A 13,124-nucleotide genomic window follows, 5' to 3' on the forward strand; every position below is an offset into this window, starting at 1 on the left:
TGCTCCTGCAAAGCGCCCGATGGGACCATTAAAGCGCGACCGCCCACGACGCACAGTCAGACGAGACGACAGGGAAAGTGGTCCCTTTGCACCCAAGACTGTAGCTGCTCGTGACCGAGCCTATCGGACGCATCCCGATACCAAACAGTCCGGCTCAACACGCTTCTGATCTTTCCCGCTTTATCTATTCCGTTTTCGACGGGCGATAACGGTTTCTTCCTACACCTCAGCGCAAGGGGCTGCATTAGAGTGGCGTCGTCAATTCAACATGAACCTCTTCGAAAAAGGTACGAACATGCAACGGAATGCAACCACACAATTTCCCATCCTGTTGGTCCATGGTTTGTTCGGGTTTGACAGGGTCGCAGGTGTTGAACTTTTCCATGGAGTCAAACAGACACTGCGCGCCGCCGGCGCACGGGTGTTCATTCCCTATCTATCGGCCACCCACGCCAACGAGGCACGCGGAGAAGAGCTGCTGGCCCAGATCGACCGCGTCCTGGCTGGCACCGGTGCCGCCAGGGTCAACCTGATCGGCCACGGCCAGGGTGCGCTGGCGGCCCGTTACGCCGCGGCTGTGGCCCCTGACAGGGTCGCCTCGGTGACATCGGTCAGCGGCCCCAATCATGGCTCCGAACTGGCCGATTTCCTGCGCAAGGCACTCACCCCTGGACGCTTGCCGGAACATGTGGCGAGCCGGGTCGCGACCCTGTTCGCCGATTTCATTTCGTTGCTCAGCGGCCAGGCGCAGCTTCCCCACGCCGCCATCGCGGCACTGGCGGCGCTCACCACCGAAGGCGTGGGCGCTTTCAACGACAAGTATCCCCAAGGTTTGCCAAAGAACTGGGGCAGCAAGGGACCGGACCTGGTCAATGGCGTGCGTTACTACTCCTGGAGCGGTACGTTGCAGGAGATTCCCAGCGACGGACACGACGCGACGGCCCCGCTCCAGGCGTTCTGCCGGGCCTTCTCCGAATACTTCATCACCGAAGCCGGGCAGAACGACGGCCTGGTCGGGCGTTTCAGCTCGCACCTGGGCAAGGTCATTCGCTCCGACTACCCCATGGACCATATGGAAGCCGTCCACCCCGGATCCGGGCGCGCGCGCAAGGGCGCGGACCCGACAGCTCTGTATGTGCAACATGCCGAACGCCTGCGCAAAGCCGGCCTTTGATCGTCAGGCCCAAGGTTTTGACGCAATTTTGACAACAACCCGCGAGTGAATCCGGTAGGCTCAACACCTTTGAAGACACCTGAAGGAATTTTCCAATGGCCAAAGCCACTGCCCGCCACATCCTGGTTTCCACCGAAGACAAGTGCAACGAACTGAAGGCCCAGATCGAAGCCGGCGCCGATTTCGCCGAAGTCGCCAAGGCCAACTCCTCCTGCCCTTCCAGCCGCCAGGGCGGCGACCTGGGTTCGTTCGGCCCGGGCCAGATGGTCAAGGAATTCGACACCGTGGTATTCAGTGCGCCGATCAACGTGGTGCAGGGTCCGGTCAAGACCCAGTTCGGCTACCACCTGCTGGAAGTCACCAGCCGCCAGGACTGATCCCGGTCCTTCGACGCAACGGCCCGCCCTATGTGGCAACGCCGCTCACTTGAAGAAGTGAGATGAGCCCTGTGGCGAGGGAGCATGCTCCCGCGCCACAGGACTGGCGATCAGTGCGCCGCTCGCGTACAAATCGTGCTCATCGATCACCCGGCTTTAAGGCTGACAATGCGACTGGCGTTCCCCTCACTGCTGTTGACTGCCGTATTCCTGCTCACAGGCGCCACCGGCGTGGATGCCGCACCACAACATGCCCTGACCGTCTATGGCGAGCCAGCCAGGTACCCCGAAGGCTTCAGTCACTTCGCCTACGTCAATCCCCAGGCTCCCAAGGGCGGTACCCTGCGCCGCTCGGCCATCGAGATCGGTCATTTCGACCACGTACTGCCGTATATCGACAAAGGCATCGGCGTCAGCCAGATTGACGGGATGCTGTATTCGCCGCTGGCCCAACGTTCGCTGGACGAGCCTTACACCGTCTATGGCCTGGTGGCGGAAAAAATGGAGCGCTCCGACGACGGGCTGTCACTGCGTTTCTATCTGAACCCCAAGGCCCGCTTCGCCGACGGCAAGCCCATCACCGCCCAGGACGTACGCTACAGCTTCGAACTGCTGACGACCCAGGGCAGCCTGCGCTACCGCACCCAGTTCGCGGCGGTCAAAGGCGTTGAGGTGGAAGCCGAACGTACCATTCGCTTCGACTTCAAGAACAACGAAAGCCGTACCCTGCCCCTGGACATCGCGACTCTGCCAGTCTTCCCGGAACATTGGTGGAAAACCCGCGATTTCGCGGGCGGTGGCGGCTACGAGGCACCGCTGGGCAGCGGCCCGTACCGGGTCGGCAAGATCGACTCGGGACGCAGCATCACCTTCGAGCGCAACGCCGACTGGTGGGGCAAGGACCTCCCGGTCAGCCGAGGCCTCTACAACTTCGATCATTTCAGCATCGAATATTTCGGCGACACCGATGTGGCCCGCCAGGTACTGCGCGGCGGCGCCTACGATTACAACCGGGAATTCTCCGCCACCGGTTTTTCCATCGGCTACGACAGCCCGGCGCTGCACGACGGACGCCTGCAGAAAGCCCACCTGGCCACCGAGGCTCCGCAGACGGCCCAGGGCTTCGTGTTCAACCTGCAAAAGCCGCAGTTCCAGGATCGCCGCGTGCGCCAGGCGCTGGCCATGCTCTGGGATTTCGAATGGAGCAACCGGCAGATGATGCGCAACCTGTACGTGCGCCAGCAGAGCTTCTTTTCCAATACCGATCTGGCCGCCCGGGAACTGCCCGACGCCGGCGAACGGGCGATCCTCGAGCCGTTGCGCGACAAAGTCCCCGACGAAGTCTTCACCCAGGTATTCCAGGCTCCCAGGACCGATGGCAGCGGCATCATCCGGGACAAGCAATTGCAAGCCCTGGCACTCCTGGAACAGGCCGGCTGGAAACCCGACGGCGACCGCCTGGTGAACGCCGAGGGCGAACCGCTGAGCTTCACCTTCCTGATCAGCCAGAACGGTATCGACCGCCTCCTGCTGCCCTATAAAAGAACCCTGGCGCAGATCGGCATCGACATGAGCATCCGGCGCATCGACCCTTCCCAATACATCAATCGCCTGATGAGCCGCGACTACGACATGATCGTCACCGGCTATCCCGTCAGTGCCTCACCAGGCATGGAGCTCTACAACTATTTCGGCTCGGCGTCGGCCAACGACCCGGGCGCCAACAATTACATGGCCCTGCAGAATCCCGCTGTCGACAGGCTGATCGACGGCCTGGTCAAGGCCACCACCAAGGATGACATGCTCCGTCATGCCCACGCCCTGGACCGGGTGCTGCAATGGAATTACTACTGGATCCCCAACTACTACCCGCCGGGCAGTTCCACCGTGTGGTGGAATCGCTTCGGCATTCCGAAAGTCCAGGCCAGCAACGATGAAGCCATCGAAAGCTGGTGGGAAATCAGTACCACGCCGCTGACCAACGAACAGATGACCGCCGAACGCATCAAGCGCGGCTCCCCCGGAGGACGGCACTGATGTGGGCCTATGTCGCGCGGCGCCTGCTGCTGATCATTCCAACCCTGGTGATCATCCTGCTGGTGAATTTCGTCATCGTGCAGGCCGCACCGGGCGGGCCGGTGGAACAGGCCATCGCCCAGCTGCAAGGCATTGGCGGCAGCGGTGTCGGCAGCTCGGGCAACGCCATGACCGGCAGCTCCCGGGCCAGTCGCGGGCTCGATCCGCAATTGATCAAGGACATCGAGAAACAGTACGGTTTCGACAAACCGGCCCACGAGCGCCTGTGGCTGATGCTCGGCAGCTATGCCCGGCTGGACTTCGGCAAGAGTTTTTTCCGCGGTGCCACGGTCACCGACCTGATCCTGGAAAAGATGCCGGTGACCATTTCCCTCGGGCTCTGGGCCACGCTGATCACTTACCTGGTGTCGATTCCCCTGGGGATCCGCAAAGCCGTTCACCACGGGTCCGCGTTCGATGTGTGGAGCAGCACGGCGATCATCATCGGCTACGCCATGCCGGCCTTCCTGTTCGCCATGTTCCTGATCGTGGTGTTCGCCGGCGGCACGTCGCTGAACTGGTTTCCGGTGCGCGGACTGGTGTCGGACAACTTCGATTCGTTGTCGACCCTGGGCAAGATCGCCGATTACTTCTGGCACCTGGTGCTGCCGGTCACGTCCCTGGTGATCGGCGGCTTCGCCACCCTGACGATCCTGACCAAGAATTCGTTCCTCAATGAGATCACCCGTCAATACGTGGTCACTGCAAGGGCCAAGGGCATGAGCGAGCGCCGGGTGTTGTATGGCCATGTCTTTCGCAATGCGATGCTGCTGGTGGTGTCGGGGATCCCCCAGGCATTCATCAGCGTGTTCTTTGCCGGCTCGCTGTTGATCGAGGTGATCTTTTCCCTCGATGGCCTGGGACGCATGAGTTATGAGGCCGCCGTGTCCCGGGATTACCCGGTGGTGTTCGGCTCGCTGTTCATCTTCACGCTGTTCGGCCTGCTCATCAAACTCATCGGCGACCTGTGCTACACCCTGGTGGACCCCCGTATCGATTTCGCCGCGAGGAACGCCTGATGTTCAAGCTTTCCCCGTTGGGTCGTCGACGTTTCGAGCGCTTCAAGAAAAACCGACGCGGCTGGTGGTCGCTGTGGCTGTTCATCGGTCTGTTCATCCTGACCCTGGGCGGCGAACTCATCGCCAATGACAAGCCCCTGGTGGTGAGCTACCAGAACTCCCTGTATTTCCCGGTATTCAAGCGCTACACCGAGCGGGAATTCGGCGGGCAGCTGCCGTTCCAGGCCGATTATCGCAGCGGCTACGTGCAGGACCTGATCCGCAAGGACGGCGGCTGGCTGCTGTTCCCACCGATTCCGTTCAGCGACGACACGCCCAACTACGAACTCAACCAACCGTCTCCGAGCCCACCCTCCTTCGTCAACTGGCTGGGTACCGACGACCAGGCCCGGGACGTACTGGCCCGGGTAATCTTCGGCGCGCGGGTGTCGATCCTCTTCGCCCTGGCCCTGACGGCCATCAGCGCGCTGATCGGCATCACCGCCGGTGCGCTGCAGGGTTACTACGGCGGCTGGGTGGACCTGCTGGGCCAACGCCTGCTGGAAGTCTGGTCCGGGCTGCCGGTGCTCTACCTGCTGATCATCCTGTCCGGCTTCGTGGAACCCAATTTCTGGTGGCTGCTGGGGATCATGGCGCTGTTTTCCTGGCTGGCCCTGGTGGACGTGGTCCGCGCCGAATTCCTGCGCGGGCGCAACCTCGAATACGTGAAAGCCGCCAGGGCCCTGGGCCTGACCGACCGCAAGGTGATCGTGCGGCACATCCTGCCCAACGCGATGAACGCCACCCTGAGCTACCTGCCCTTTATCCTGACCGGGGCGATTTCCACCCTCACGGCCCTGGACTTCCTCGGTTTCGGCATGCCGGCCGGCAGTGCGTCCCTGGGGGAACTGATTGCCCAGGGCAAGCAGAACCTGCAGGCACCGTGGCTGGGGCTGACGGCCTTCTTCACCCTGGCGCTGATTCTTTCCCTGTTGGTATTCATCGGCGAGGCGTTGCGCGATGCATTCGATCCTCGATCCTGATCCGCGGTCATGAAGCGAAATTCCGAAATGAGCGACAACCTGATCGAAATCCGCGACCTGAGCGTGGCCTTCAATGACAACACCGTGGTGCACAACCTGTGCCTGGATATCCGCCCGGGCGAGTGCCTGGCCCTGGTGGGTGAGTCAGGCTCCGGCAAATCGGTGACCGCTCATTCGATCCTGCAATTGCTGCCCCGGACCGGCACCCGCACCACCGGCAGCATCCGCTATCGCGGCCAGGAACTGGTGGGCGCCGAGGCCAGCACCCTGCGCGAGCTGCGCGGCAATCGGATCGCAATGATCTTCCAGGAACCGATGACCTCGTTGAACCCGTTGCACAGTGTCGAAAAGCAGATTGGCGAAACCCTGATGCTGCACAAGGGCCTGGGCGGCAAGGCTGCGCGACAGCGCATCCTTGAACTGCTGGCACTGGTGGGTATCCAGAACCCGCTCGAACGGCTCAAGGCCTACCCCCATCAACTGTCCGGCGGCCAGCGACAGCGGGTGATGATCGCCATGGCCCTGGCCTGCGAACCGGAGCTGTTGATCGCCGACGAACCGACCACCGCCCTGGACGTGACCGTACAGCGCAAGATCCTGCTGCTGCTCAAGTCCTTGCAGCAAAGGCTCGGCATGTCACTGCTGCTGATCAGCCACGACCTGAACCTGGTACGCAGCATTGCGCAACGTGTGTGTGTGATGAAGGCCGGGGAAATCGTCGAGCAGGCGCCCTGCGAAATCCTCTTTGACGCCCCGAAACATCCCTACAGTTGCGAGCTATTGCACGCCGAACCCGAAGGCGAGGCCCTGCCCCGGGACGAACGGGAAGATGTCTTGCAGGTCCGGGACCTGCGGGTGAGTTTCGCCCTGGGCGGTGGATTGTTCCGCCGCAAGGAATACTTGCGGGCCGTCGACGGCATCAGCCTGAATATCCAGCGGGGCAAGACCCTGGGCATCGTCGGGGAATCCGGTTCCGGCAAGTCGACCCTCGGCCAGGCGATCCTGCGGCTGATCGAATCCAACGGCAGCATCCGCTTCCAGGGCCAGGCCCTCGACCAGCTGTCGCAGAAGGACCTGCGGCCATGGCGCAAACAGATGCAGGTGGTGTTCCAGGATCCGTTCGGCAGCCTCAGTCCGAGGATGTCGGTGCAACAGATCATCAGCGAAGGCCTGGAGGTCCACTGCCCCTCCAGTGCCCAGGAATGCGAAGCCCGGGTGATCCAGGCCCTTCAGGAAGTCGGCCTCGATCCCCAGAGCCGTCATCGTTACCCTCACGAGTTCTCCGGCGGCCAGCGCCAGCGTATCGCTATTGCCCGGGCATTGGTGCTCAAGCCCGCCTTGATCCTGCTGGACGAGCCCACCTCGGCCCTGGACCGCACAGTGCAGAAGCAGGTGGTCGCCCTGCTCCGTCAGCTCCAGGAACGGCACGGCCTGACCTACCTGTTCATCAGCCATGACCTGGCGGTGGTGCGGGCCCTGGCCCACGACATGATCGTGATCAAGGACGGAAAAGTGGTCGAGTGCGGCGCCAGCCATGAAGTGTTCGAGTCACCGCGCCACCCCTACACCCAGGAACTGCTGGCGGCCGCTCTTCCCAGGTAAGGGCGATGCGGCCGTAACACTCAGCTATCGCGGCGCTGATCCAGTGCCTGGGCAAATTCGCCAATCGCCTCCACCACCTGCTGCGCCCCTTGGTGGATGTCGAGAATGACGGTGCCTGCCTGGTTCGCCAGCTTCACGCCCTGCTCGGCCTTGAGGGTGCTGGACTGCATGCTGGTCACCGCTTGCCTGGCCAGATCGCGGTTCTTGCCGACGACCTCGGTGATGGCGACGGTGGCCTGGCTCGTGCGCCGTGCAAGGTTGCGCACCTCATCGGCAACCACCGCGAAGCCACGTCCCTGCTCCCCGGCGCGCGCGGCTTCGATGGCCGCGTTGAGCGCCAGCAGGTTGGTCTGCTCGGCAATGCCCCGGATGGCATCGACGATGTTGCCGATCTCCTCGGACTGAGCGCTCAATGCGCTGATGCCCGTGGCCACCCGCTGGAGTTCATCGGCGATGCTTTGCACCACGGTCACCGTCTCTTGTACGACCGCCGTGCCACGCTGGGTGTGCTCATCGGTCTGCCGGGACGTCTCGAAGGCCAGTCGCGCCGCGTTCGATTCGGTCTGGCGCTGCTCCACTTCACGGGTGTGATCGGTGGCGAACTTGACTACCCCATACAATCTTCCCTGGGCATCGTAGAGTGGGTTGTAAGTCGCCTGCAGCCAGACCGTGGCGCCTCGCTTGTCGATGCGCTGGAACAGGCCTGTCACGTATTCGCCGCGATTCAAACCCGCCCAGAACCCACGATACGCGTCACTCTGGACTTCGCCGGGCTGGCAGAACAGACGATGGTGCTGGCCGAGGACCTCTTCCAGTCGATAGCCCATCACCTTCAGGAAATTCCCATTGGCATTCACCACGTGGCCACCGAGGTCGAATTCGATAACCGCCATGGAACGGTCCATCGCCTGCCTGAAGCTGGACTCGGTCTGGCTTCGAAGGACACGCTCGTTGACGTCGCGCGTCACGCCAATGATGCGCTCCAGCGCGCCTTGCTGATCCAGCACCGGAACATAAGTACCTTCCACCCACAGCCAATGCCCATCTCGGGCCAGATGCAAGGTTTGCACATCGACACGCTGGCCCTGCCCCAGTTGCCGCCACACGGCGGCGTATTCCTGGCTGCGCGCATAAGCGGGCTCGCAGAACATCCGGTGATGGCAGCCCTGGATATCCTCCAGGGCATAGCCCAGTATGCTCAGGAACAACGGATTGGCGCCGAGCACCTGTCCCGCCGGGTCGAGCTCGATGATCGCCATGGCCTGGTGGAAAGCGGCCCGTTCGGCCTCGAGAGTGGCCTGCCTGGCCTGGATCGGACGCAAGGTTTCCTGATGCTTGCGAGTGCGAATGAACATGGCGGTACCACTCCGGAAACGTAAGTGCCTGGCCGTAGCCAATTGAGGCGCGATGCCTTCTTGCTGGGAGGCACTATTAAGCCACTATTTTCCGAAAACTTGTACAAGTTTATTTCCATGTACAAGATTTTATGAAGCAGGAAAGCTTACTCCCGATTTTCAATGCCAGCCGATCCGCCAGCGTTGCTCGTCGCGCAGTTCTATCCAGTCAAATACCTCGACGCGCCCACTGTGAACCGCCTGGATCTCGACTTGGAGGGGTACCCCCGCTTCATCGACGATCAGTTGGGTCACCAGAAAATGCTTCTCTCGATTGACGGGCTTGCAGGCCGTCCATTTGGAAAGCTTCAGCTTACGGGGATTGAATGTGTTCACGGACGCTCCAGAAAAATCAGGAAACCAGCACAAAAGCATGTACACAAATTTATGTATGTACAAGTTATCCAAGAAAACACCGACGCAGCTTCGATCCTGGAATTTCCCCCGGCATAATGCGGCTCATGACGCCACCTCCGTGGACGCCGCCCATGCCTTCCCTCTGGAAATGCCCGATGAACCCCACCGAAAGCCTCAAGGATTACAAGCGCGTACGCACGCTGGCGATTCGTTCGCTATTCGAGATCATCGAGCAATCCAGCGAAGGCACGGTCATCGTCGACCGCGATGCGAACATCGTCTGGATGAACGAACGCTATGCCCGGCGCTTCGGCCTGAACTCGGCGCAGGAGGCCATCGGTCGGGCATGCGAGAGCGTGATCCCCGGCAGTCTGTTGCGGGAGGTGGTGCGTACCGGGCGGCCGATCCTGCTGGACATGCAGGACACCCCCAAGGAACCCCTGGTGGTGATGCGCCTGCCAATCCACGACAGCGCGGGCGCGGTGATCGGGGCCATCGGCTTTGCCTTGTTCGACGAGCTGCGCAGCCTGTCGCCCATGCTCAAGCGCTACCTGAGCATGCAGCAAGAGCTGGCGTCCACCCGCTCACTCTTGCGGGCACGGCAGACCAAATACAACTTCGCCCATTTCATCGGCACCAGCAGCGCTGGCCTGGAGGTCAAGCGCCGCGCCCGACGCAGCGCCAGCACCGAATCGCCAGTGCTGTTGCTGGGTGAAACCGGCACCGGCAAGGAATTGTTGGCCCAGGCCATCCACAGCGCCTCGCCGCGGGCGCACAAGGCCTTCGTCAGCATCAACAGTGCAGCGATTCCCGAAGCGCTGCTGGAGGCGGAGTTCTTCGGCACCGCTCCTGGCGCCTTCACTGGCGCCGACCGCAAGGGTCGGGCCGGTAAACTGCAGATCGCCCAGGGCGGTACGTTGTTTCTGGATGAAATCGGCGACATGCCGTTGCCGCTGCAAAGCAAACTGCTGCGAGTGCTCCAGGAAAAGGAGTACGAGCCGGTGGGTTCCAACGAAGTACTGCAAAGCGATGTGCGGGTGATCGCCGCCACGTCCATGGACCTGGAAGCCGCCATCAAGCGCGGCGAATTCCGCGCCGACCTGTATTACCGTCTCAACGTGCTGCCGATCCAGGTCCCGCCACTGCGTGAACGCCTGGACGACCTGCCGGCCCTGAGCGAAGCGATCCTCGAAGAACTGCGCAGCCAGCACGAACTGGCCCCCGCCGCACTCGACCTGCTGGGGCAGCACGCCTGGCCGGGCAACATCCGGGAACTGCGTAACGTGCTGGAGCGGGCGGCGCTGCTCAGCGACAACCTGCTGCTCAGTGCCAGCGACATCCGCGCAGCCATCGGGACCTTCATCCCGGTAACGCGCCCAGCGGATATGGGCTTCGAACCCCTGCCCCAGGAAACCTTCAGCCAGGCCCGGGCGCGCTTCGACCGGCATTTGATCGAAACCACCCTGGCGCAGTGCGGCGGCAAGGTGGTGGAAGCGGCCGAGCGGTTGGGCCTGGGGAGGTCGACGCTGTACAAGAAGATGGTGGCGTTGGGAATTGCAGAGTCTCAATAAAGAGACTCATATCTCTATAAATAGACAGCTCCTTGAGAAGCGCTTCGCGCTCATCGCGGGCAGGCTCGCTCCCACAGTGGACCGCACTTTTCCGACGAACACGGTCAACCTGTGGGAGCGAGCCTGCTCGCGATGAGGTCAACCCGGCTCACAAAAATCTCCAAACAGAGACAGAATTTGAAATCCGCTCAGCGAAATCTAATAATTTCCTTATATTTCAGTCAGTTACGCACCTGGCACAAAACTCGCTAAAGCCTCTCCCACAGTTTCATCACAACAATAACAATCCAGGAGACACACCATGAGTGTGATCATTGCCTTGGCAGCCCTCGCGCTGCTGATGGTTGCCGCCTACCGTGGCTACAGCGTTATCCTCTTTGCTCCCATCGCCGCCCTCGGTGCCGTCCTGCTCACCGATCCATCCGCCGTCGCCCCTGCGTTTACCGGGGTGTTCATGGAGAAAATGGTCGGCTTCATCAAACTGTATTTCCCCGTGTTCCTGCTCGGCGCCGTTTTCGGCAAGCTCATCGAGCTGTCGGGTTTCTCCCGTTCCATCGTGGCGGCGGCGATTCGATTGCTGGGCACGCGACAGGCAATGCTGGTGATCGTGCTGGTCTGCGCGCTGCTGACCTACGGTGGCGTGTCGCTGTTCGTGGTGGTTTTCGCGGTGTACCCGTTCGCCGCCGAGATGTTCCGCCAGAGCAATATTCCCAAGCGGCTGATCCCGGCCACCATCGCCTTGGGCGCGTTCTCCTTCACCATGGACGCACTGCCCGGCACGCCGCAGATCCAGAACATCATCCCCAGCACCTTCTTCAACACCACCGCCTGGGCCGCGCCATGGCTGGGGGTGATCGGTACGATCTTCGTGTTCAGCCTCGGCATGCTGTTCCTGCAGCGCCAGCGCAACAAGGCCCAGCGTGTGGGCGAAGGCTACGGGACCGAGCTGCGCAACGAGCCGGAAACCGCCGAGGACATCAAGCTGCCCAACCCGTGGATCGCCGTCTCGCCATTGCTGATGGTGGGCATCATGAACCTGCTGTTCACCCAGTGGATTCCCCAGTGGTACGGCAAGACCCACAGCCTGGCGCTGCCGGGCATGGCGGCACCGGTGACCAGCGACATCGCCAAGGTCACCGCGATCTGGGCGGTGCAGGCCGCGTTGCTGGTGGGCATCATCATGGTCTTGCTGTTCGGCTTCCACGCCATTCGCAGCAAGCTGGCCGAAGGCAGCAAGAGTGCCGTTGGCGGCGCATTGCTCGCGGCCATGAACACCGCCTCGGAATACGGTTTCGGCGCCGTCATCGCCTCGCTGCCCGGCTTCCTGGTGCTGGCCGACTGGCTCAAGAACATCCCCAACCCGCTGGTCAACGAAGCCGTGACCGTGACGCTGCTGGCGGGTATCACCGGTTCCGCGTCGGGTGGCATGAGCATCGCCCTGGCGGCCATGTCCGAGACCTTCATCAGCGCCGCCAATGCCGCCAACATTCCCCTGGAAGTGCTGCACCGGGTGGCATCCATGGCCAGCGGCGGCATGGACACCCTGCCCCACAATGGCGCGGTGATCACCCTGCTGGCGGTGACCGGCCTGACGCACCGTGAGGCCTACAAGGATATTTTCTGCATTACGCTGATCAAGACCCTCGCGGTGTTCTTCGTGATCGGCGTGTTCTACGCCACTGGTATTGTGTGAGGTCAACCATGACAACCCCTCTTTCGGGCAAGACCGCCCTGGTCACCGGCTCCACCAGCGGCATCGGCCTGGGCATTGCCTTGAGCCTGGCCAAGGCCGGCGCCAACCTCATCCTCAACGGTTTCGGCGATGCCTCGGCGGTGGTCGCTGAAGTCCGCAAGGCCGGCGTCAAGGTCGGCCATCATCCGGCGGATGTCAGCGACCCGGCCCAGATCGCCGACATGCTCGCCTACGCCGAGCGCGAGTTCGGCGGCGTGGACATCCTGGTGAACAACGCCGGTATCCAGCACGTGGCCGCCGTCGAAGATTTTCCCGTGGAACGCTGGGACTCGATCATCGCCATCAACCTCTCGTCGGTGTTCCATGCCACTCGCCTGAGCCTGCCCGGCATGCGCGCCAAGGGCTGGGGGCGGATCGTCAACATCGCCTCGGTCCATGGCCAGGTCGGCTCGGTGGGCAAGGCGGCGTATGTCGCGGCCAAGCATGGAGTGATCGGCCTGACCAAGGTGGTCGGCCTGGAAACCGCCACCAGCAACGTGACCTGCAACGCTATCTGCCCAGGCTGGGTGCTGACGCCCCTGGTGCAGAAGCAGATCGACGATCGCATTGCCTCGGGTATCGACCCGCAACAGGCCCAGCATGACTTGCTGGCCGAAAAGCAGCCGTCCCTGGAGTTCGTCACGCCGCCGCAACTGGGAGAACTGGTGCTGTTCCTCTGCAGCGAGGCCGGTAGCCAGGTGCGGGGGGCGGCGTGGAATATCGACGGTGGATGGTTGGCTCAGTAAGGTTATTTGCCCTTGTGTAGCGAGGCGATTATCCCCTCGCCGCAGAGCCGCCCT

11 protein-coding genes and 1 pseudogene are annotated in these 13,124 nt (G+C 62.2%); 9 read left to right on the forward strand and 3 right to left on the reverse strand.

From position 1 onward, the window contains the following. The first annotated feature begins 295 nt into the window (after nucleotides 1–295). The 6 genes from BW992_RS23300 (at nucleotide 296) to BW992_RS23325 (ending at nucleotide 7,270) form a co-directional block, all read left to right on the forward strand. Nucleotides 296–1,174 (forward strand): esterase/lipase family protein, encoded by an 879-nt coding sequence (locus tag BW992_RS23300; RefSeq protein ID WP_076407382.1) that lies wholly within the window; start codon nucleotides 296–298, stop codon nucleotides 1,172–1,174. Between the two features lie 95 nt (nucleotides 1,175–1,269). Then, nucleotides 1,270–1,551: a peptidylprolyl isomerase gene (locus tag BW992_RS23305; RefSeq protein WP_003200262.1), complete on the forward strand. Its 282-nt coding sequence runs from the start codon at nucleotides 1,270–1,272 to the stop codon at nucleotides 1,549–1,551. Between the two features lie 168 nt (nucleotides 1,552–1,719). Then, nucleotides 1,720–3,588 carry an extracellular solute-binding protein gene (locus tag BW992_RS23310; RefSeq protein ID WP_072394463.1) on the forward strand — a complete coding sequence of 623 codons (1,869 nt, stop codon included), beginning with the start codon at nucleotides 1,720–1,722 and terminating at the stop codon, nucleotides 3,586–3,588. Then, the gene (locus BW992_RS23315) at nucleotides 3,588–4,646 is read left to right on the forward strand and encodes a microcin C ABC transporter permease YejB (RefSeq protein WP_072394460.1); all 1,059 of its coding nucleotides are present in this window, start codon (nucleotides 3,588–3,590) and stop codon (nucleotides 4,644–4,646) included. Before BW992_RS23310 ends, BW992_RS23315 begins: the two co-directional genes overlap by 1 nt. After that, complete coding sequence (locus BW992_RS23320; RefSeq protein WP_072394457.1) at nucleotides 4,646–5,668, forward strand: ABC transporter permease; 1,023 nt, start codon at nucleotides 4,646–4,648, stop codon at nucleotides 5,666–5,668. Before BW992_RS23315 ends, BW992_RS23320 begins: the two co-directional genes overlap by 1 nt. Nucleotides 5,669–5,695: 27 nt before the next feature. Next, entirely contained in the window at nucleotides 5,696–7,270 is a 1,575-nt protein-coding gene (locus BW992_RS23325) for an ABC transporter ATP-binding protein (protein ID WP_076407181.1), read from the forward strand. A gap of 20 nt (nucleotides 7,271–7,290) precedes the next feature. Here BW992_RS23325 and BW992_RS27310 read toward each other — a convergent pair whose 3' ends face one another. The 3 genes and pseudogenes from BW992_RS27310 to BW992_RS23335 all read right to left on the reverse strand — a co-directional run bounded on the left by BW992_RS27310 (nucleotide 7,291) and on the right by BW992_RS23335 (nucleotide 9,000). Next, nucleotides 7,291–7,848 carry a methyl-accepting chemotaxis protein gene (locus tag BW992_RS27310; RefSeq protein WP_231991146.1) on the reverse strand — a complete coding sequence of 186 codons (558 nt, stop codon included), beginning with the start codon at nucleotides 7,846–7,848 and terminating at the stop codon, nucleotides 7,291–7,293. 45 nt (nucleotides 7,849–7,893) lie between these two features. Next, a pseudogene (locus tag BW992_RS27315) lies at nucleotides 7,894–8,625 on the reverse strand (PAS domain-containing protein); the annotation flags it as partial. A gap of 159 nt (nucleotides 8,626–8,784) precedes the next feature. Beyond that, nucleotides 8,785–9,000 carry a TIGR02450 family Trp-rich protein gene (locus tag BW992_RS23335; RefSeq protein WP_072394449.1) on the reverse strand — a complete coding sequence of 72 codons (216 nt, stop codon included), beginning with the start codon at nucleotides 8,998–9,000 and terminating at the stop codon, nucleotides 8,785–8,787. Between the two features lie 176 nt (nucleotides 9,001–9,176). Between BW992_RS23335 and BW992_RS23340 the strand changes: the two genes are divergently transcribed. The 3 genes from BW992_RS23340 to hbdH all read left to right on the forward strand — a co-directional run bounded on the left by BW992_RS23340 (nucleotide 9,177) and on the right by hbdH (nucleotide 13,070). After that, nucleotides 9,177–10,592 carry a sigma-54 interaction domain-containing protein gene (locus tag BW992_RS23340; protein WP_076407183.1) on the forward strand — a complete coding sequence of 472 codons (1,416 nt, stop codon included), beginning with the start codon at nucleotides 9,177–9,179 and terminating at the stop codon, nucleotides 10,590–10,592. 301 nt (nucleotides 10,593–10,893) lie between these two features. After that, nucleotides 10,894–12,285, forward strand: coding sequence for a GntP family permease (locus BW992_RS23345; protein WP_072394443.1), 1,392 nt, complete (start codon nucleotides 10,894–10,896; stop codon nucleotides 12,283–12,285). 8 nt (nucleotides 12,286–12,293) lie between these two features. Further along, a complete protein-coding gene (hbdH, locus tag BW992_RS23350; protein ID WP_072394440.1) occupies nucleotides 12,294–13,070 on the forward strand; it encodes a 3-hydroxybutyrate dehydrogenase in 777 nt (258 codons plus the stop codon). The last annotated feature ends 54 nt before the right edge of the window (nucleotides 13,071–13,124 follow it).

Source organism: Pseudomonas sp. 7SR1 (genome assembly GCF_900156465.1).
In the GTDB taxonomy this organism is placed as follows: domain Bacteria; phylum Pseudomonadota; class Gammaproteobacteria; order Pseudomonadales; family Pseudomonadaceae; genus Aquipseudomonas.